The sequence below is a fragment of the Bacillus sp. JNUCC-22 genome (assembly GCF_018861275.1).
In the GTDB taxonomy this organism is placed as follows: domain Bacteria; phylum Bacillota; class Bacilli; order Bacillales; family Bacillaceae; genus Bacillus; species Bacillus velezensis.
The window spans coordinates 3,286,422-3,305,445 of the sequence record NZ_CP076408.1; the positions used below are offsets into that span (position 1 = coordinate 3,286,422).

The following is a 19,024-nucleotide window of genomic DNA, read 5'->3' on the forward strand; positions in this document are numbered from 1 at the left end:
TCGGGTAAAAACCCCCGTTACCGGGTTTTCGTTTCTTCCTGCTTTGGAGATGCTGTTAATATGCCGTCTATCCATCTTCCGGTAATCGGCATAAAGAAATGGAGAATGACCCCTCCTAAACAAACGGTTAATAACGTTCCGATGCCTACCGGACCTTTTAGCATCACGGCCAGTATGAAAAATATGAAGTAAATGACCGTTCTTGAAAAAAAGATGCTTCTCCCGGTTAATTCGCGGACAATTAACGTTAACCGATCAACCGGGATCGGTGCGAAATTTGTGTGCAGATAGGTTGCGGTTCCTATCCCTATCACAACTAAACCGATTGCAAAACAGCCCGCCTTTCCGTACCATAGTTCAGGCGTTATGACTCGATGCAGAAAAAAAAGCCACATATCAATCCCGATTCCCGTTATAAACGCCGTAATCATCCCTGAAAATTCCGGCCTTTGCCTTTTTAACATTGAATTACAGCAAATTAACAGGAAAGCGATGATGATTTCCCAGCTTCCCACGGTAAGCCCTGCATGGACGGATAATCCCACAATAAGCGCATCAAAAGGCGACGTTCCAAGATCTGAATGAATCGTGACAGAAATACCAAAGGTCAAGATCATGATTCCTAAAACATAAAAAACATATTTCACTTTATCGTCCTCATTTTCTTATTTTATGTTGCAAATACAACAAAAATACGGTATGTTTACTATACGGTATTTTCATTGCAAATACAATAAAAAAATCAGCTGATATGATAAATGAAGAAAGGAGCTGTATGACCATGAGTATTCAATTAAAAAAGTGCAGCCTTAACGATATAACAGAGCTCCGGGAGATAAGCATTGAAACATTCAATGATACATTTAAGGATCAAAATTCACCAGAAAATATGAAAGCTTATTTGGAAAATGCATTCCGCTCTGAACAGCTGAAAAAGGAATTATCCAATCTGTCTTCTCAATTCTATTTTGTTTATTATCATGATGACCTTGCGGGGTATGTAAAAGTCAACATGAACGAAGCACAATCAGAAAAAATGGGTGAAGATTCTCTTGAGATTGAGCGAATTTATATAAGAAAAAACCATCAGAAACACGGACTCGGCAAATATCTGCTGAATGAAGCTGTGAAAATCGCAACAGCACACAATAAAAAGAAAATCTGGCTGGGCGTATGGGAAAAAAACGAAAATGCAATCGCCTTTTATCAAAAAATGGGGTTTGTCCAAACAGGAGAACACTCTTTTTATATGGGGGATGATAAACAAGTCGACTTTATCATGACCAAAACCCTGTCGTAAAAGGATACAAAAAACCCGGCCAAGCTGCCGGGTTTTTTCTCTTATTTTAATTTTCCCGCACGGATATCATCGGTCATTCCTTCGTACGGCGCTTCTGAAATCAATGTTTCGTTATTGATTCCCGCATTGTTGAGATACGTAATATCCGCAAACTCGGGAACGACATATTTCGGGTACGTTTCATATTTCTCACGTGACTCTTTCATCACGTCAATGTAATCATTTTGGTAGCACACCGTGATTTCCGGATGCTCATGCACCCATTTCGGGAAGAAAATAATTCCGTGCATCCGTTTTTCATTCGGCATAAAGTTTAAGGAAACATCTGTGCCTGTCGGTTCAGTCCATGACACTTTGTATACGCCTTCTGTCAGCTTGACGATATTCACTTCCTGGTCGCGCACCCAGCGGCCGCCTACCATTCCGCTATGAATCCGATAGTCGATCGTATGATCATTTTTAATATAGATTTCATACTCCCAGCCGTTTTCATACGTGTAAATCATATGGCTTCCGATAAAGTTTTCCATGTTGACTCACTCTCCATATTATTATTGAACTTCATAAACATCTAACCGAATGTCATCCGGCAATCGGACCGCAGCCCCGATAAACAGCCGATCCTGCAGATGCTGACATGCCTCGCTGCTTGTTTCAAACACAGGCACAGTGCGGAAATACACGTGCTCGGGATTAATGATGCGGTTCACTGACTCATAAATGACTTTTTTAAAGAAGGTTCATTCAAGACGTATCACCTCCCGAGGTATTATGTTTATTTAAACATGTAACTATTTACATGTTTAATTGTAACGCTGTTAAAATGGACTGTCAAATAATGAGCTGTTTCCGGTTATGTTTTTCAGTGTTCAATAAAAAAAGACAAGGGCGGCACATGCCGAAACCCTTGTCTTTTTCATTTGCTGTATGCTCATATATCAAAAAACGCCAGACGAGCGTCTTCTTAGTAATCGCAATCTTTATCTCTGCATTCTTTCTTTCTTACAGCGCCTGTTGAGTGCCCCATGATCTTGTCATTTGCCTTATCGTAAATACCATCGAATTTATTCGATGTATCACCGTTGTAATAGCCAAATACCTCTATCCCGCCCATTGGATCTATTTCGTATTTATCTTTAAATGTAACGTTATGTATGCCTTCATAATTCGCTTTGATAAATTTCTCCATTCGTTCTTGAGCAATCTTTATCTCTTCAGCCTGAACATTTTTATCATTCATACTCTTCATTATAAAACCTCCGGCTGCTATCAAGATAACCATGAAGATAATAATGTATTTTTTCACAGAATCATCCGTTCCATGAGTGATGATGAAGCTCGCGGACTGGAAAAAATGGTCGGTGACAGGTGTATTTAGGCGTCTTAAGATTTTTCTTCCGCATCCAAAGAGGAGCTCCCTATTTTGTCACCTACAGGATCATATAAGCCGTCAAATTCTTTAGTTTTATCACCGTTTAGATACCCCTCAACTGTAATTCCGCCGGTTGGATCAATAAAATAATCATCATAAGAAATTTTCTCTATACCCTTGTACTCGCTACGCAAGTATTCGGTCATTTTACTTTTGGCTTTTTCAAAAAGAGCCTTTTCTTCCTTTTTCACATCATATTGATGCTTCATAATCAACCCTACAACAGTTATAATTAACACCAGTACAATAATAAAGTATTTTTTCAAAAAAAATCATTCCTTTCCCTACCCTATTTTACATGACAAGAAAGGCGCTATATATCTTGAGCAAGAAAATCAGGACTTCAAACCTGACAGATGAAACATATTACAGGATGAGTCAAGGTGCTTATAACTATGACTATCTTAAAAGGAAATTGGAGAAGAACGATTATATACGTATTAATTCTTCCATTTCAAAACCTACTTACTGGTACGTCGATCAAATAAAATCGGACAACGATACCGGACTTGATGCGGTTGTTCTGTCACAAGCTGAAAAGAAAAACGGAAAATGGATAAAATCAAAAAATCCCGAAAACGTGGTCGTCACCTTTGCGGGAACCGATATCGCAAAAGACCCGATCTTTGACTGCGGGAATATTGTTTTCGGAAATAATCCGAAAACAGAAGTGTATTACAAGGACAAAAACAAGAATGGCTACTCTTTAAGGAAAGGGATTTATCCGTTAGAGTTTTTGGGGCCAGCCAATAATTTAAAATGACGCCAGTTAGGCGTCTTAAGATTTTTCTTCCGTATCCACAGAGGAGCTCCCTATTTTGTCATCTGGAGGATCATATAAACCGGCAAATTCGTTTGGAATTACATTATTCAAAAATCACTAAACTGTATTTTCGCCAGCAAATCCAGCGTCTTTTTTAGTATTCACATTCTTTTTCCTGACATTCGGGTTTCTCTTCTGCATCGACTGACGAAACTTCTATTTCATCATTCGTTTTGTCATAAAGTCCAAAAAATTCTTTTTCCTTATTACCATTCAAGTACCCCTTCACGGAAATACCACCCATAGGATTTATTTTATAATCGTTAATGTATGTAATTTGCTTTATATTTTTGTAATTAGCTTTTATATAGCTTTCCATTTTATTTTTCGCTTGGTTAAAAAGTTCTTGCTCTGCTTCTTTTTTATCATGGTGGTACTTCATGTAGATACTTCCTGACGCTATAGTTATTACAAATATCAGGACAACCATGTATTTCTTCACAGACTCATCCTTTCTTAGATTAAATTTACATCAACCTCAGAGTGTTGTACATGTCTAAAAAATATCAATGTATCAAGTATCAGTGATCGAGAATACTTTTATATAAGCGTTAGTTAGACTATCCTAAAAGTGTGCGAATTTCTACAAAAGCTTATAGTTAGATCTAGGTTAAATGAAGTGATGAAGGAGAAAGGAATTCAAATTCAGAAGGAATTGGCTGATTTAGTTGGTTCTACTGAGGCTGCGATAAGCAGATTTAAAACAAATACAAGATATGATATCACAACACTATTCATTATTAACTGAGGATTAAATGTACCTATGGAAGATTTGTTTTATGTCGAGGAGATAGAGTAAGAGCAATAAAACAAAATTAGCCCAGCTCGATTGAGCTGGCTAATTTATCTTGTACAAAGCTTATCTTTACATTCTTCTTTGGGTTCGGCATCAACCGTATACGACAATATTTCTTTATTGCCTGGATCATATAGACCTTCAAACTCTTTTTTTCCATTCGTATAACCCTTAATACTAATACCACCCATTGGATTAATATGGTAATCCTCGGAAAAATGGATATTATCCACATTTTTATAGTTCGTTGTTAAAAACTTTTCCATATGATTCTGGGCTTCTTCGAATAACGCAATCTCTTTTTCCTTTTGATCATACTGATGCTTCATAAAAAGTCCCCCAACTGCTATAATTATTAAAATAAGGATAATTATGTACTGTTTCTTTTTCATTTGGAAATCAATCCCTTCCTATAAATAACTGTCGTTCTTAAGTAAACGAAATGAGCGAAAACTTGATATGAATATACTTTCAGCATGTCAAAAGCAAAGCTAACCAATTCAGAATTCATCGCGATTGTTGCTGACAAGTTAAGATTGGAACTTAAAGCGAGTAAAATGCTGATCTGACGTTTTCCTGTCGTTGAGTTGTCATGATATTTGTACGCGTTTACCGTTAATATCGGGGATACCTCGACAAATGAGACGGTAGAGGCGATTGATCTCAGGAATAGGTTTGAACTGTATGAGAAACATATCACGAATTTTGTAAGATAATTAAACAAAATAAATACCCACTCATCCTGAGGTGGGTATTTTACCTTTCTTCGGCATTGACCACTGAAATACCTATCTCCTTGTTCGTTGGATCATATATACCGGAAAATTCTTTTTCTTTATTATTATTTATGTAGCCTGAAACTTCAACTCCGCCTGTCGGATCGATATTGTAGTCTTTTGAAAAGTGAACTTCCTGTACATTTTTATAGTCTTTTTTTAAGTAATTCCTCATATGATCTTGCGCCTCAATCACAAGTTTTTCTTCGTTTTTATGTTTATCATATTGATGCTTCACGAAAAAACCTCCCACTGCTATAATTATAACAATTAGGATAATAATGTATTTTCTCATGCGTATCATCCTTTCGGAACTATTTTACAATATAAGAAAGGTGATGTATATATGCCAAAAGGAAAAGAAATAACCGTCTCTGATGTCACAGATAAAGAATATTACCGTTTGAGTCAAGCAGCTTACAATTATAAAATGTTAGCCCTGCATATGAAATATAAAACTCCTTATAAAATAAGTAAGACGTCATATTGGTACGTTGAGAAAGTGAAGCAGGATTCTGATACGGGTCTTGATGCCTTTGTATTCTCAAAAGGCATCAAGTCCAAAAACGGAAAATGGATAAAATCAAAAAACCCCGAAAACGTGGTCGTCGCTTTTGCGGGAACCGATATCGGAAAAGACCCGATCAATGACGGCGTAAAAGCGGACGGCGGGAATATTGTTTTCGGAAATGATCCGCAAAAAGAAGTGTATTATATTGTAAAAAAAGGCGCGGAGGATACCTCGAAAACACTCGGAAAATATAATGGAACGCCCTCTCAAGACGCCATGCTCACAACCGGAAAGTATAAGCTGATAACGAAAACATCGCAAATCGATCAAGCCGATCAGCTGGTACGCAGCGTAAAGAAAAAGTATGCCGGAACGTCAACGATTATTTCAACAACCGGCCATTCACTCGGCGGCGCTGAGGCCGAATACAGCGCGGTGAATAATGATGTGTACGCCGTCGCGTTTAACAGCCCTTCCGTCGTAAAACTGCACGATGAAGAAACACAGAAAGACATCAACAGCGGCATATACGATCCATACATCCGGTCAATTATCAATCCGGACGACATGGTCGGGGCGGGTTATTGGAACGAATATGACCGCCACAACGGGACAACGATTTATACGAAAAACCCCTCGCTCTCACAGTTCAGCCGGAAGCAGCGGCTTGATGGGAACTTGAACGAGCAGATCGGCAAAAATCTCGCTTATTTCTTTACTACCGTCATTCTGAGAAATCCGGATACACACGGCTTAAACGAAGCAAATTTCGTGTTCGACAGAAACGGCACTATTGCAAATCCGAACGGAGATGAGTTAGTCTTCGATAAAAACCTCGGCGCTCTTCTGCCGGCCGGTGCGATCGGAAGCGCAGATACAATAAAAGTAACGCCGAAAAACGCAAAGAAGCTGGCTGAAAAGGTGCAGGCTATGACTGAGGATTTGCGGACGATGAAAAAAGAAGCGCAAAACGCCTATCAGGAGCACGATGAAAAAGTCGCCGAGCTGAAAACAGAATTTTACGGCCAAGTCGGACACGGCTTGTTTGATCAGCTTCAAGCACAGGACGTGACCAATACCATTGAAGATATTGCGCAATCCTACGATAAAGGCCCGATTTTTTATGACACTCAGGCTGAGCAGGCGTTTATTGATTCCTTGCAGGCGGCGATTACGGACCTTGAAGAAATCGGCGGATTCTTACATAAAATAGCAGACGAATTTCAGGAAAAAGACCAGATGCTCGCAAACTGGTTAAGATGATAGAGGTGGATACATAATGCCGACATTAGACGAACTTTTAGAACACAAGGACGACCCGATGAAGAAAAGGCTGCAGCGGCAGATGCTGAAAACCGCCATGACACAGGCAGCGGGGACAAAACTGGAGACAGTGCGCCGAACGCTGAAACCGACATTCGAAATGGATACGTTGAAAGATGAATTATATGAAGTGTATTCAGCACTATTGAACAGCTTTGAAGGTAAGGCGCAAAAAGCTCTCGCACAGCGGATCAGTGAAAGTGCGCGGCTGATTGCCGGAACCGAACATAACAGAGACACATTCGTTAACAGTTTCAAAACAAGATAAAATAAAAAAACCCCGCAGATTTATCATCTGCGAGGTTTTTTCTATCGTCTTAACTGAGACGCGCTCGGAGGGATTCGAACCCCCGACAGACGTGGTACCGGAAACCACCGCTCTATCCAACTGAGCTACGAGCGCACATTTTTTCAATCAGATACCTTTATATTATAATAAAGAAACGCGCAGAAAGCAACTCTTTTTTGATAATGCACAACAGGATTATGCAGCGCCCTCATGCAGCATAATCCTGCATCGTTTAACGGCATTGATTTTCACAAAAAGCCCATTTCAGGCGTACTGCCTCCCGGCTCGGTTCATTTTCAATCACTGCAGAAAAAGCGGTAATCACCCGTTTCAGCTTTTTTTCCAAATATCTTTTAACGTCCAATAGGTGAATTCCTCAACTTTTACGGCGCCTTTCTCAGAAAACAGCTCAATCCCCAATCTGCCTTCATTCGGATAGATACGGCTTGTCATCGTTGTTTCTCCATGATTGGCGAATACTTCAATCGAGGATCTGTCAATAAAGATACGCAGCGCCAGCTTGCCGTTTGCATCCGTCTGCACCCTTCTTACACCGTCTTTCGCTTTCCCCATCTTGGTGCAATCAAGTGTCAGCTTTTTATCCGTTAGATTGTATGTCAGCACAAGTTCTTCTTCGTCAAGGCCGCGAATCTTAAAACCTGCCGTTTCGGCATCAGAATCGTTTACATCAAACACGACTCGGGCTTCAAGCAGGTCTTCGGATGTCTTTGCCAAGTAACTCCCTGAAAGCGATCGTCCGGCACATTCCCGGTATTCCATTTTCCGCAGCTGCTTGGTTTCTTCCACGGGATTCATCAAAAGTTTATGATCATCACGCAAAGTCAGTTCTCGCGGCAAAGTCAGTGCACCGCACCATCCGTCCGCTTTTGTCGGCATCTCAGATTCCCACATATCCATCCAGCCGATAGCAATTCTGCGTCCTTTATCATCTAATAATGTTTGCACGGCGTAAAAGTCATGGCCGTGATCCAGTTCTTTAAAAGCGCCGTGTGTAAATTTGTTTGTTTCATCATGATAGTCACCGATTAAATAACCGGTTTGATGTAAATTTTGATATGAATCACCGTCCGCCTCGATCCCCTGGGGCGAAATCAACAGGACATGCTTGCCGCCTAATTCAAAGAAATCAGGACATTCCCACATATAGCCGAGATTACCGTCACTTTGGGCGAGAACCCCGCCGTATTCCCAATCACGCAAATCAGGTGAACGGTATAAAACGACCCGTCCGACGTTTTCTTTTGAAGAGTTGCCGATGACCATATACCAAACATCGCGATGCTTCCATACTTTCGGATCGCGGAAATGACGGGCGCTGTCTTCCGGCGGTTCCGCAATAACAGGGTTTTCCTGAAGCTTTTCAAACACGATTCCATCTTGGCTGACAGCGATATTTTGAGTTTGATAGAATAGGTCTTTCTCTTGATCAATTATATTATGTCCTGTATAGATGAGGGCTAATCTGCCATGATCATCGACCGCGCTTCCCGAAAAACAGCCGCTTTGGTCGAATGCATCGCCCGGAGCTAAGGCAACCGGCAGGTGCTCCCAATGAATGAGATCTTTACTTTTTACATGTCCCCAATGCATCGGCCCCCAATGCTCATCATACGGATGATGCTGAAAAAAGACGTGGTATTCTCCTTTAAACTGAATAAGCCCGTTCGGATCATTGATCCAATTCGCCCGGGGCATAATATGGTACCCCAATCGATATCTTTGTTTCACTTTATCCTCGGCTTCCTTCAAAGCTTCTTCCGCCTGCTGAATTCTATCCATTTGTAACATCCTCTCTATCCGATTTTTTGCAGACGCTGGACACGCCTGCTGTTTTGTTTCGGGCCCAATAAAGTAAATATGGAGATGACGGTAAAACCGAAGACGACGATTCCCATGATGAGATAGGTTTGACGGAACCCCGCACTGTCATATAATCCTCCCGCAAGCGGCGACAGAATCGACGCGCCTGCCTGAGATGCGAATTGAAAACCGACGAGATAAAGGACGGACGACAGACGCGTATCAAAATTGGCAGCCAAATATTTAAAAACGGCGATCAGCATAATCGGCAATTCCAGTGCGTGGATGAGTTTCATTGATGAAATGCCTACAGGCTCAACTGCAATTCCGGACCCGACGATGCGGAAAGCCATTAAAAACCCCGCTAAAATCAAACTGTTTTTCGCCCCGAACTTATTGACGATAAAAGGCGCAAGAAACATCATGCCGGCCTCCAAAAACACCTGGAATGAATTAAGATAGCCGAATACTTGGTTACCCATCGACACTGAAGGAAACAAAGACGCATAGTAGATCGGGAACTGCTGATCATATACGCCGTAAATGCAAGTCACCCCGATAATGTACATCATAAAAAACCAGAAATCTCTTAGTAAAAAGAGCCGCCCCACATCTTTTAACCGGACCGAATCCGCTCTGTTTTTCTCATGATCGGTCATTTCAATTTTCACGGACATGATAATGGCCGTTAATATGACGGCTGAAACAGACGCGATCCAGAAGTTGATATTGGGATTGATATTGAAAAGCTGCCCTGCAAAAAATGCAGCCGCCGCCCAGCCCAGCGAGCCCCACATTCTTGATTTTCCATACTCAAAATCATACTTACGGCTGACCTTTTCAATGTACGTTTCAATCGCGCCTATCCCTGCCAAAAAAGCGGCTCCCAAATATAAGCCTCCGACAACGGCACCAAGAAAGACGTTGTATTGTAAAAGCGGCCCATAGACGAAGATATAAAACGGACCCGTGAATATGAGAAGACAGCTGATCATAAACAATATCTTTTTCTTCAGCCCCAATTTGTCAGAGATAAAACCGTAAAGAGGCTGCATGCACAGGGCAAATACGGCGTTTACAGAAAAGATAATGCCTGTCGCTGATCCGTTTAAATTGATTTCCTGCCCTAACCAAATCGCAAATAAAGAATAGCTGGAAGACCAAGTAAAAAAGAAAAAAAAGAAATAAGCACTCAGTTTCCAATACAGACTTTTTGAGCTTTTCATTTGCACCGCTCCTTTAAGAGGACCTTTTAATAGCCGTTTTAGAGCCGCATACTTCCTTCTTCATTTTCATCACATACATGCGACCTCTGAGTAAGCGCTTACTTTCCATCGCTGCTTGATTCTTTCACTTTATTGCCGCCAGCCTTCTCTCCATACCCGTCACTTCCCTTCACTTCGCAAATAAAGCGCTTTCAAAAAGAATTGTATGTCAACCGGTTTCATATGTCAATCGGTTGACATGTAATTTTCTGATTATTTCAATCAAACAAAAACGCACCCTTTTTATATGAAAACAGAAACATGGAATGTCCTTGCACATGTCAGCCTGATTCTCTAAAATAAGTGCGTGACGGAAATTGTAAGCCATTTCAGTAAGCAGGAGGGCACGGGAATGAAGCCTAACATTCATGATGTTGCGAAAATAGCGGGAGTTTCATCTACAACCGTTTCGCGGGTATTAAATAACCGCGGCTATATCAGCGAAAAAACAAAAGAAAAAGTGTACAAGGCGATGGAAGAAATCAATTACTTTCCAAACGATCTGGCCCGCTCTTTATTCCGAAAACGAACCAATTTAATAGGACTTATCATCCCAAACTCCAGCAATCCGTTTTTCGGCGAACTCGCCTTTCATATTGAAAGCATTTGTACGTCCATGGGCTACAAACTGCTGCTTTGCAACAGTTTACATCGAAAGGATAAGGAAGAAAAATATTTGGAGATGCTGATAAGAAACCAAGTGGACGGCGTGATCGCCGTGACTTACAACCGGGGAATTCTCAATTATCACAAGCAAAATCTGCCGATTGTCGCCATTGATCATTACTTATCGGACACGATTCCCGTCGTCGGCTCAGACAACTATGACGGCGGAAAAAAGGCGGCAGAACTGCTGATTGAAAAAGGGTGCCGGCACATCGTCCATATCAACGGCCCGCTTGAACTCGAGACACCGGCAAACCTCAGAAGAAAAGCATACGAAGACGTCATGCATGAACACGGACGGAAGCCTATTACATATGAAGTACCCTTTTATCAGCATTACCATGACATTATTTCAACATTATTCGATGAACAGCCTGACACCGACGGAATTTTTGCAAGCGATGATATCATGGCGGCTGCAGTGATGACCGAGGCCAAAAAACGGGGAATAGACATCCCGAATCAATTAAAAGTGATCGGTTATGACGGCACTGAAACCGTTCAATCGGTTCTGCCGGACTTGGCAACCATCCAGCAGCCGATTGAATTGATTTCCAAAACAGCCATCGAGATTTTAGCAAAAGAAATTGAAGGCGAATTTGATGATTTGCCGCTGGAAACGTATTTGCCGGTACGGCTTTTGGAAGGGCGGACAACGTAGTCAGACTCTTCAGCCGTACGTACCGACGCGATTGCGGTCTATTTTGAGCGCTCCGGCCATATCATTTTCTCAAGCGCCGGCGCTGATCATCCTCATTTCCACTTTGCTGTTTGAACTTTTTGTTTTATGGGAAAAATGGTGTTAGAAGAAAAGGTTGGCATTTTGGTCAGCGTTTTGTTTGACCTTTATTGACCAAAAATGTATCATGTAAATACATACTTACCTAAAAGGTGAAGGAGGAGCATTATGAATTTAATACCTACAGTCATTGAACAAACGAACCGCGGAGAAAGAGCTTATGACATTTACTCCCGTCTTTTGAAGGACCGTATTATCATGCTTGGATCTGCGATTGATGACAACGTTGCGAACTCCATCGTGTCACAGCTTTTATTCCTTGAAGCGGAAGACCCTGAAAAAGATATTTCCATTTACATTAACAGCCCTGGCGGATCAATCACTGCCGGCATGGCAATCTATGATACAATGCAGTTCATTAAACCGAAAGTATCCACGATCTGCATCGGTATGGCCGCTTCTATGGGAGCATTTTTACTTGCAGCCGGAGAAAAAGGCAAACGTTACGCGCTTCCTAACAGTGAAGTTATGATTCACCAGCCGCTTGGCGGAGCGCAAGGACAGGCGACAGAAATTGAAATCGCGGCAAAACGCATTCTCTTGCTTCGCGACAAATTAAACAAAGTGCTTGCTGAACGTACCGGCCAGCCGCTTGAAGTCATTGAGCGCGATACAGACCGCGACAACTTCAAATCAGCTGATGAAGCCTTAGAATACGGCTTAATCGATAAAGTGCTGACACGCAATACAGAAGACCAGAAGTAATGCCCAAAAAACCTGCAAGAGATGATGTCTCTTGCAGGTTTTTTATGCTTTATTCCCATTCAAAAAAGTAATGAATGCTTTGACGACAGATAATTCTAACGCTGAAGAATCATACATAAGCCAAGTATCGCGTATCACAGGCTCGTTATTTTTATAAGATAGCGCCAATGTGTATAATTCATCAGAAGGCTGAAGACAGATTTCCGGCACAACAGAATAACCGAGACCGTTTTTCACCATCTCTTTACAGGTTTCCTGCCTGTCTACCTCCATCGCAATGAAAGGCGGTTCAGTAAATTGGTTATTCCACCATTTTTGAATCAAACTTTTCAAAGAAGCATCAGTTTGATAATAAATCATCGGCAATTTGGGAAGGTCCTCACTGTTGATTTCAGTTTTTGAAATAAGGTACAGCCGCTCTTCATTTAACAGTTGTTTTTCCCCTTGCCAATCATAATTTCCCCTCATAATCCCAAGGTGTACCCCCGAATGATGAAGCAGATCCATCACCTTCGCACTCCATCCCGTATTGACGTGGAATTGAACAGACGGATACTGATCAGAAAACCGTTTTAGAATCGCCGGGAGCTTATACTGAGCAAAATTGCTTGAGACTCCTAATCTGAGAACCCCGCTGACTTCATGGCTCATATTGAGCATATCATCCTTCACTCTTCTGAATTCCTGCAGCATTTCTTTCGAATAATCAACCAGATGTTCACCTTCTGAAGTGAACTCCATCCCTTTTTTTCTTTTATAAAAAAGGCGCACTCCGAATTGTGCTTCCAGGTTTTTGAGCCGATAACTTAACGCCGGCTGTGTCATATATAATCGCTCTGCCGCCTTCGTCATATTTTTTTCTTCGAATAATGTAATGAGCACAATCCAATCCTTTTCATCCATATGAAATCCCCCAAAATATTTTTCTGCTATAAAATTCTCTCCTATTATAAAATTTTTTTATTCAACTTTATAAAAATTATATGTTTTACTTATAATCCTTATTTATCATACGATATTTTCCAAAGGGACCGGTACCTTTTTATCCACTCAAAATGATGTAAGGATGAGACAGCATGGAAAAAGTTCCTGTAACCGTCATGAGAGGCGGCACCAGCAAAGGCGTTTTTATTCATCAAAAAGACATGCCAGACGATACAAACCTATGGAGCGATTTTCTTTTAGACATTATGGGGAGCCCTGACGAGAGACAAATTGACGGTCTCGGCGGCGGCCATTCTCTCACAAGCAAGGCAGCCATTATTAAGAAATCCGCCAGAAAGGATGCAGATGTTGAGTATACGTTTGCTCAGGTCAGTTTGACTGACCATTTTACCGACTTCAAAGGCAATTGCGGAAATATCTCTTCTGCCGTAGGCCCTTATGCTATTGAGAAAGGGCTCGTTCAAGCTGAAGAGCCGGTTACAAAAGTCAGAATGTTAAATACAAACACTCAAAAAGTGATCGTAGCAGAAGTTGAAGTCAGAAATGGAACATTTCATTACCAGGGGGACTGCGCTATCCCCGGGGTACCAGGTACAGCTTCTCCTATTTATCTTTCATTTCACCAGGCTGAAGGAGCGGTGACCGGTAAGCTGTTTCCCACTGGTCAGCCTATTGATGTTCTCGATACACCGTATGGAAATATCTCGGTCTCGATTATTGATTACGCCAATCCGCTTGTCTTTGTAAAAGCAGAGGACACGGGGCTTACCGGCTTAGAACTTCCGGATGAATATACCCCGGAGATATTGGAAAAGCTCGAAATGATCCGATCGATTGCAGCCGAGAAATGCAGATTCGCTCCGAGACATGAGGCTGCTGCAAAATCACCGGCCGTACCAAAACTGACATTAATCTCATCTCCAGCGGATTATATCGATACAAAAGGGATAAAGAGACACGCAGAAGAGATGGATCTTGTCATTCGTATGATGTCCATGCAAAAACCGCATCAAGCTTTAGCCATTACAGGGGCGGTTTGTACGACTGCCGGCATGCTATTGCAGGATACAATATTATCTGAATTTTCATTCTACGGGAGAACGATTCGATTGGGACATCCAAGCGGCATTTTAGAAACCGAGGCAGATGCTGATCCGGATGGAACAACGATTAAAGTAGTACGCACAGCAAGAAAAATCTCTGAAGGCTATGTGTTTACAAAGCAAAGTTACAACCTGAATACGCTGAATCACATTGGTTAATACCAGTCTTCAGACAAGTCAAAGATAAACGGAGGAATACGAGATGATCAATGTAAATGCGTCTAATCGATTAAACAGACTGCCTTTTTCAAGGGCCCATCAAGCAGTGCTCGTTATCCTTTCATTCGCTTACTTTTTTGATTTTATCGATTTAAATACGTTTTCATATGCGGCGCCTTCACTTTTAAAGGAATGGAACATTTCTACTCATACCATCGCTTTTATTACGTCTGTCTCCTATTTCGGAATGTTTATCGGCGCCTCTGCCGGAGGATGGTTTTCAGACCGTTTCGGAAGGAAAAAAGGTTTAATTCTGGTTGTCACTTTTTTCTCTTTCTTCTCTCTCCTCTCTTCTCTGGCTTGGAACCCAGAAATACTCGGTGTTTTTAGATTTCTTACGAGTTTAGGTATCGGCGCCACAACGATTGTGGCAAGTACGTATATCAGCGAATTTTTCCCATCCGCAACTAAGGGTAGATACCAGGCAATCTGTATTACAATCGGCATATGCGGAATTCCTGCAGCCGGCTGGGTGGCTAAATTGGTCGTGCCGTCCGCCTCTTACGGCTGGCGGTTTATCTTTCTATTCGGCGCGGTCGGTATTTTTTTTCCGCTGATCGCCAGAAAACTGGAAGAATCACCGAAATGGCTGGACACGAAAGGAAAAAGCGAACAAGCACACCGCATTCTGCTTGAACTGGAGGCAAAAGCAGAAAAAGAAAAGGGTGAACTGCCTGAACCAGCTCCGGCTCTGCGAAGCAGACAAACCGCTGTAAAATCCGTTCCATATCGGACGTTATTTCAAAAGCCTTTGGCAGGAAGAACTTTTGTTTTAATGACGATGTGGGCAGCTTCCACGATTGCAATTCAAGGCTTTGGCACGTGGGTTCCCACCCTTTTGGTAAAAGAAGGCGTATCAATGGATGAGTCTATCGTATACGTCACTCTGGGAACGATCGGTGCCCCGCTGGGCGCTCTCATTGCGTCGCAAATCTCTGACCGTGTGGATCGAAAGTGGGCCATTTCTGTTTTATCGTTAATTATTATGGCGCTTGGATTCTTTTACGGCATCAATCCTTTGCCGATGGTCATTGTCATATGCGGATTTCTCATGCATATGTTTGAGCGTACTTTCAGTTCAATCGCATATGCCTATACGCCGGAATTATATCCGGTTGAAGCCAGGGCATCTGGAAATGGTCTCACTTACGGCGTAGGACGTCTTGCGAATGTAGCCGGTCCCTTTGTCGTCAGTTTCCTGTATTCAGGCTACGGATTTTTAAGTGTTTTCTTGTTTTTTACAGGCTGCTGGTTTCTTTGTGCACTGACAGTCGGTATATTTGGAATCAGTTCAAAAAAACAAAAGATGCAGCAGGATGATTTCATATCGGAGGAAACATTCGTGCAACAAAAGTTGTAAACGCATACAGTCTGCAAACCGCAAAACATCCATCTCCTCTGAGGAAATGGATGTTCTTCTTTCAACCCCAACAGCATTCTCTTTCTCATCTTATTCTCATACATATGTCTTATCCTGAAGAAAGGTGTGATACGCATGAGAAAGAGAAAACGATTTCCAGAAAGAAAAGGTATTCTATAGGCGGAGAATTTTCCGTCAGAATAGATTAGATGCAACCGCCGAAACATATTTCAGACCTCTGACTTACAATTCCCGCCATTTCTTATCTAAAATCGGGTATGTATACCGATTCATCTGCTCAATCAGCTCATCCGGCCGGGAGGAACTGTGTATCAGCTTCAAATGAGACTCATTCGAAAATCCTTCCTGAATGCTGTACTTGACCATCTTCATCATCGGCTCAAAATACCCGTTCACATTGTACAGTCCGATCGGTTTTTGATGAATGCCGATTTGCGCCCAGCATAGCACTTCAAATAACTCTTCATATGTTCCGAAGCCGCCGGGCATGGCAATGTACCCATCGGCAAGTTCACTCATTTTCGCTTTCCGCTCATGCATGCCGCTGACTTCAATCAGCTCCGTCAGATTCTGATGAACAACCTCTCCGCTGAACAGCCCGCTCGGCATGACGCCGACAGCTTTTCCGCCGCCTGCCATTAACGCGTCGGCGACGGTTCCCATCAGACCGACCCGTGAACCGCCGTAAACAAGGCCGATTCCCTGCTCCGCCATATATTCACCCAGTTCGGCCGCTTTGCGTTTGTACTCTTCATTTACCCCCGGGTTTGACCCCGCAAATACACAAATGGTTTTCATTTTTTCATCTCCGTATCTATATATGTACATCAATAAATCAAAATACACTATATATTGTCCCATCTCTATATGATAATATCAATAAGAATCATACAGGACATAAGGAGTGTTTCACATGCAGATGGCTGAAGCAGAACAATGGATGAAAGATTTTTATGAAAAACGAGGATGGACGGCGTACGGGCCATTTATCAGAATCGGTTTTTTAATGGAAGAGGCGGGTGAGCTCGCCCGGGCGGTAAGAGCATATGAAATCGGCAGAGACCGGCCGGATGAAAAAGACGCGACCCAGGCTGAACGCAGGCAGGAGCTGATTGAAGAAATGGGTGACGTCCTCGGAAATCTGGCCATCCTTGCTGATAAGTACGGAATCACGTTAGAAGATGCGATGAAAGCCCATCAGGAAAAACTGATCAAGCGCTTTGAAACCGAATAAAAACACGGCCTGTCCGCTTTTTCATGGACAGGCCGTATCTGAATTTATCCCGTTATCTCGTCCTGATGCTCAAAGAAATGCTGTTTCCCGATTTTATGAAACAGCCCCGTCTTCCGGATGAGCTCTCTCGGCTGTGATTGCAATCCGACGATCATCAATCTCCCGTTATGCCGTTTGATCCGGTTCATCACATTCCCCAGCACCGCTTCTGCGGAGGTATCCATGTAATGTACATTATTCATCAGCAGAATAAGCGTCTTCGGCTTTTCCTGAAGCCTCTCCAGCAGCGATGTTTCCAGTGAATCAATTGAACCGAAAAACAGCGGCCCTTCAATGGAATATGTGCTGACGGACGAATCATTTTTAACCGATTTGACAGCGGCATGCGGTGTTTTGATACGTGTTGATTCGCTCATTTTTCTGATAAAGAAAACAAAAGCGAGCACGAGACCGGCAGAAACGCCGATGATTAAATCAAACAGAACCGTCAGCAAAAAGGTTGCCGCCAGTACGAATGAATCAGTGTTTTTCAGCCGCATCATATTGGCGACTTCCCTCCGCTCACTCATGTTCCAAGCCACCACCATCAATACCGGCGCCATGCTTGCAAGCGGTACATGAACGGCAAGCGGGGCGAAGACGAGCAGGACGAGGAGGACGGTGACTCCGTGGACAACACCGGAAATCGGAGAAACTGCGCCGTTTTTAATATTTGTTGCGGTCCGCGCAATCGCTCCCGTTGCCGGTATGCCGCCGAAAAGCGGCGCTGCCATATTGGCGATGCCCTGCCCGACAAGCTCCCTATTGCTGTCATGCCGTGATCCTTTCATATTGTCCGCGACCATCGCCGATAATATGGACTCAAGTCCGCCGAGAAGCGCAATGATCAGAGCCGACGGAAACATCATTATCATGTTATCGATTGAGAAATCCGGAAGCTGGAAAGCCGGAAGCTGCCGCGGGATTTCCCCGTAAGCAGAACCGATTGTCGCCATTTTGTCAGGAAAAAACACGACCGCCGCGGCTGTAGAGACAAGCAGCGCCACAAGCGCGCCCGGAATCTTCGGCATCAGCCTGGCTGATAACAGCAAAATGGCCAAAGCAATTCCCGCGATGAGGATGCTGTACAAATTAAAGGTTCCGAGCTTCTTTCCGATTTCTGCAATGTTGAGGATAAAGCTTTCATGCTTTTGAATATCGCGCAGACCGAGAAAATGGGCAATCTGCTCCGAGAAAATCAGCACCGCGATTCCGGCCGTAAATCCGACGATCACCGGCTTCGGCACGAATTTCATAATCTTTCCGAGCTTAAATACGCCAAACAGGACGAGCATGACGCCTGCCATAAAACCGGCTACAAGTAAATTCTCAAAACCATACTGCATCACAATGGCAAATAAAATGGGAACAAACGCCCCCGTAGGCCCGCCGATCTGATATTTAGAGCCGCCCAACAGCGAAATCAGAATTCCGGCCACAATAACGGTGTAAAGCCCGTATTCCGGACCGACCCCCGAAGCGATGGCAAAGGCCATTCCCAGTGGAATCGCTACAATTCCGACCACAATTCCCGCGATTAGGTCTTTCTGAAATTTCTGCAAATTGTATCCCTGATATCTGCCGGTAAATTGCATCG

21 protein-coding genes, 1 tRNA gene and 3 pseudogenes are annotated in these 19,024 nt (G+C 42.8%); 11 read left to right on the forward strand and 14 right to left on the reverse strand.

Annotation, left to right across the window (positions count from 1 at the left end; genetic code table 11):
• Positions 1–17: 17 nt before the first annotated feature.
• Positions 18–647, reverse strand: coding sequence for a YczE/YyaS/YitT family protein (locus JNUCC22_RS16050; protein WP_072589600.1), 630 nt, complete (start codon positions 645–647; stop codon positions 18–20).
• Positions 648–781: 134 nt separating this feature from the next.
• Between JNUCC22_RS16050 and JNUCC22_RS16055 the strand changes: the two genes are divergently transcribed.
• Entirely contained in the window at positions 782–1,300 is a 519-nt protein-coding gene (locus JNUCC22_RS16055; RefSeq protein ID WP_007407399.1) for a spermidine/spermine N(1)-acetyltransferase, read from the forward strand.
• 41 nt (positions 1,301–1,341) lie between these two features.
• Here the strand turns inward: JNUCC22_RS16055 and JNUCC22_RS16060 are convergent, their stop codons facing one another.
• The 4 genes and pseudogenes from JNUCC22_RS16060 to JNUCC22_RS16075 form a co-directional block, all read right to left on the reverse strand.
• Entirely contained in the window at positions 1,342–1,830 is a 489-nt protein-coding gene (locus tag JNUCC22_RS16060; RefSeq protein ID WP_014305882.1) for a phenolic acid decarboxylase, read from the reverse strand.
• A gap of 21 nt (positions 1,831–1,851) precedes the next feature.
• Positions 1,852–2,001, reverse strand: a pseudogene (locus tag JNUCC22_RS16065) (DUF3237 family protein); the annotation flags it as partial.
• Positions 2,002–2,264: 263 nt separating this feature from the next.
• Complete coding sequence (locus tag JNUCC22_RS16070; RefSeq protein ID WP_216061898.1) at positions 2,265–2,549, reverse strand: DUF1433 domain-containing protein; 285 nt, start codon at positions 2,547–2,549, stop codon at positions 2,265–2,267.
• Between the two features lie 134 nt (positions 2,550–2,683).
• The gene (locus tag JNUCC22_RS16075; protein WP_033575182.1) at positions 2,684–2,998 is read right to left on the reverse strand and encodes a DUF1433 domain-containing protein; all 315 of its coding nucleotides are present in this window, start codon (positions 2,996–2,998) and stop codon (positions 2,684–2,686) included.
• Positions 2,999–3,105: 107 nt separating this feature from the next.
• On the opposite strand from JNUCC22_RS16075, the pseudogene JNUCC22_RS16080 reads away from it, so the two are divergent.
• Positions 3,106–3,411, forward strand: a pseudogene (locus JNUCC22_RS16080) (lipase); the annotation flags it as partial.
• A gap of 238 nt (positions 3,412–3,649) precedes the next feature.
• On the opposite strand, the gene JNUCC22_RS16085 reads toward JNUCC22_RS16080, so the two are convergent.
• Positions 3,650–3,937, reverse strand: coding sequence for a DUF1433 domain-containing protein (locus JNUCC22_RS16085; RefSeq protein WP_216061899.1), 288 nt, complete (start codon positions 3,935–3,937; stop codon positions 3,650–3,652).
• A gap of 240 nt (positions 3,938–4,177) precedes the next feature.
• Between JNUCC22_RS16085 and JNUCC22_RS19565 the strand changes: the two genes are divergently transcribed.
• On the forward strand, positions 4,178–4,303 hold the full coding sequence (locus JNUCC22_RS19565) for a hypothetical protein (RefSeq protein ID WP_015387666.1): 126 nt from the start codon (positions 4,178–4,180) through the stop codon (positions 4,301–4,303).
• A gap of 95 nt (positions 4,304–4,398) precedes the next feature.
• Here JNUCC22_RS19565 and JNUCC22_RS16095 read toward each other — a convergent pair whose 3' ends face one another.
• Positions 4,399–4,743 carry a DUF1433 domain-containing protein gene (locus tag JNUCC22_RS16095; RefSeq protein ID WP_039253733.1) on the reverse strand — a complete coding sequence of 115 codons (345 nt, stop codon included), beginning with the start codon at positions 4,741–4,743 and terminating at the stop codon, positions 4,399–4,401.
• A gap of 60 nt (positions 4,744–4,803) precedes the next feature.
• Between JNUCC22_RS16095 and JNUCC22_RS16100 the strand changes: the two are divergent.
• Positions 4,804–4,920 (forward strand): annotated as a pseudogene (locus JNUCC22_RS16100) (sporulation transcription factor Spo0A); the annotation flags it as partial.
• 187 nt (positions 4,921–5,107) lie between these two features.
• Here the strand turns inward: JNUCC22_RS16100 and JNUCC22_RS16105 are convergent.
• Positions 5,108–5,422 carry a DUF1433 domain-containing protein gene (locus JNUCC22_RS16105; protein WP_014305887.1) on the reverse strand — a complete coding sequence of 105 codons (315 nt, stop codon included), beginning with the start codon at positions 5,420–5,422 and terminating at the stop codon, positions 5,108–5,110.
• A 51-nt stretch (positions 5,423–5,473) separates the two neighbouring features.
• On the opposite strand from JNUCC22_RS16105, the gene JNUCC22_RS16110 reads away from it, so the two are divergent.
• Together JNUCC22_RS16110 and JNUCC22_RS16115 are read left to right on the forward strand one after the other, a co-directional pair.
• A complete protein-coding gene (locus JNUCC22_RS16110; RefSeq protein ID WP_216061900.1) occupies positions 5,474–6,901 on the forward strand; it encodes a lipase in 1,428 nt (475 codons plus the stop codon).
• Between the two features lie 16 nt (positions 6,902–6,917).
• Positions 6,918–7,229, forward strand: a complete 312-nt coding sequence (locus tag JNUCC22_RS16115; RefSeq protein WP_216061901.1) for a hypothetical protein — start codon at positions 6,918–6,920, stop codon at positions 7,227–7,229.
• A gap of 59 nt (positions 7,230–7,288) precedes the next feature.
• Here the strand turns inward: JNUCC22_RS16115 and JNUCC22_RS16120 are convergent.
• From JNUCC22_RS16120 to JNUCC22_RS16130, 3 genes are all read right to left on the reverse strand, one after another.
• Positions 7,289–7,364, reverse strand: a tRNA-Arg gene (locus tag JNUCC22_RS16120).
• 216 nt (positions 7,365–7,580) lie between these two features.
• Positions 7,581–9,050: a glycoside hydrolase family 32 protein gene (locus JNUCC22_RS16125; RefSeq protein ID WP_216061902.1), complete on the reverse strand. Its 1,470-nt coding sequence runs from the start codon at positions 9,048–9,050 to the stop codon at positions 7,581–7,583.
• 14 nt (positions 9,051–9,064) lie between these two features.
• Entirely contained in the window at positions 9,065–10,297 is a 1,233-nt protein-coding gene (locus JNUCC22_RS16130) for an MFS transporter (RefSeq protein ID WP_025285330.1), read from the reverse strand.
• Between the two features lie 391 nt (positions 10,298–10,688).
• Here JNUCC22_RS16130 and JNUCC22_RS16135 point away from each other — a divergent pair, with 391 nt between their 5' ends.
• Both JNUCC22_RS16135 and clpP read left to right on the forward strand, forming a co-directional pair.
• The gene (locus tag JNUCC22_RS16135) at positions 10,689–11,663 is read left to right on the forward strand and encodes a LacI family DNA-binding transcriptional regulator (protein WP_029325818.1); all 975 of its coding nucleotides are present in this window, start codon (positions 10,689–10,691) and stop codon (positions 11,661–11,663) included.
• Positions 11,664–11,909: 246 nt separating this feature from the next.
• A complete protein-coding gene (gene clpP, locus JNUCC22_RS16140; RefSeq protein ID WP_003151513.1) occupies positions 11,910–12,506 on the forward strand; it encodes an ATP-dependent Clp endopeptidase proteolytic subunit ClpP in 597 nt (198 codons plus the stop codon).
• Positions 12,507–12,548: 42 nt separating this feature from the next.
• On the opposite strand, the gene JNUCC22_RS16145 is transcribed toward clpP, so the two are convergent.
• Positions 12,549–13,409, reverse strand: a complete 861-nt coding sequence (locus JNUCC22_RS16145) for a LysR family transcriptional regulator (protein WP_003151510.1) — start codon at positions 13,407–13,409, stop codon at positions 12,549–12,551.
• Positions 13,410–13,582: 173 nt separating this feature from the next.
• Here JNUCC22_RS16145 and JNUCC22_RS16150 point away from each other — a divergent pair, with 173 nt between their 5' ends.
• The gene (locus JNUCC22_RS16150; RefSeq protein WP_216061903.1) at positions 13,583–14,713 is read left to right on the forward strand and encodes a 2-methylaconitate cis-trans isomerase PrpF family protein; all 1,131 of its coding nucleotides are present in this window, start codon (positions 13,583–13,585) and stop codon (positions 14,711–14,713) included.
• A 43-nt stretch (positions 14,714–14,756) separates the two neighbouring features.
• The gene (locus JNUCC22_RS16155) at positions 14,757–16,133 is read left to right on the forward strand and encodes an MFS transporter (RefSeq protein WP_047936235.1); all 1,377 of its coding nucleotides are present in this window, start codon (positions 14,757–14,759) and stop codon (positions 16,131–16,133) included.
• Between the two features lie 243 nt (positions 16,134–16,376).
• Here JNUCC22_RS16155 and JNUCC22_RS16160 read toward each other — a convergent pair whose 3' ends face one another.
• Positions 16,377–16,952 carry an LOG family protein gene (locus tag JNUCC22_RS16160; protein WP_015240657.1) on the reverse strand — a complete coding sequence of 192 codons (576 nt, stop codon included), beginning with the start codon at positions 16,950–16,952 and terminating at the stop codon, positions 16,377–16,379.
• Positions 16,953–17,067: 115 nt separating this feature from the next.
• Here JNUCC22_RS16160 and JNUCC22_RS16165 point away from each other — a divergent pair, with 115 nt between their 5' ends.
• Complete coding sequence (locus JNUCC22_RS16165; protein WP_020956393.1) at positions 17,068–17,388, forward strand: MazG nucleotide pyrophosphohydrolase domain-containing protein; 321 nt, start codon at positions 17,068–17,070, stop codon at positions 17,386–17,388.
• A 44-nt stretch (positions 17,389–17,432) separates the two neighbouring features.
• On the opposite strand, the gene JNUCC22_RS16170 is transcribed toward JNUCC22_RS16165, so the two are convergent.
• Entirely contained in the window at positions 17,433–19,022 is a 1,590-nt protein-coding gene (locus tag JNUCC22_RS16170; protein WP_007407416.1) for a SulP family inorganic anion transporter, read from the reverse strand.
• Positions 19,023–19,024: the final 2 nt, after the last annotated feature.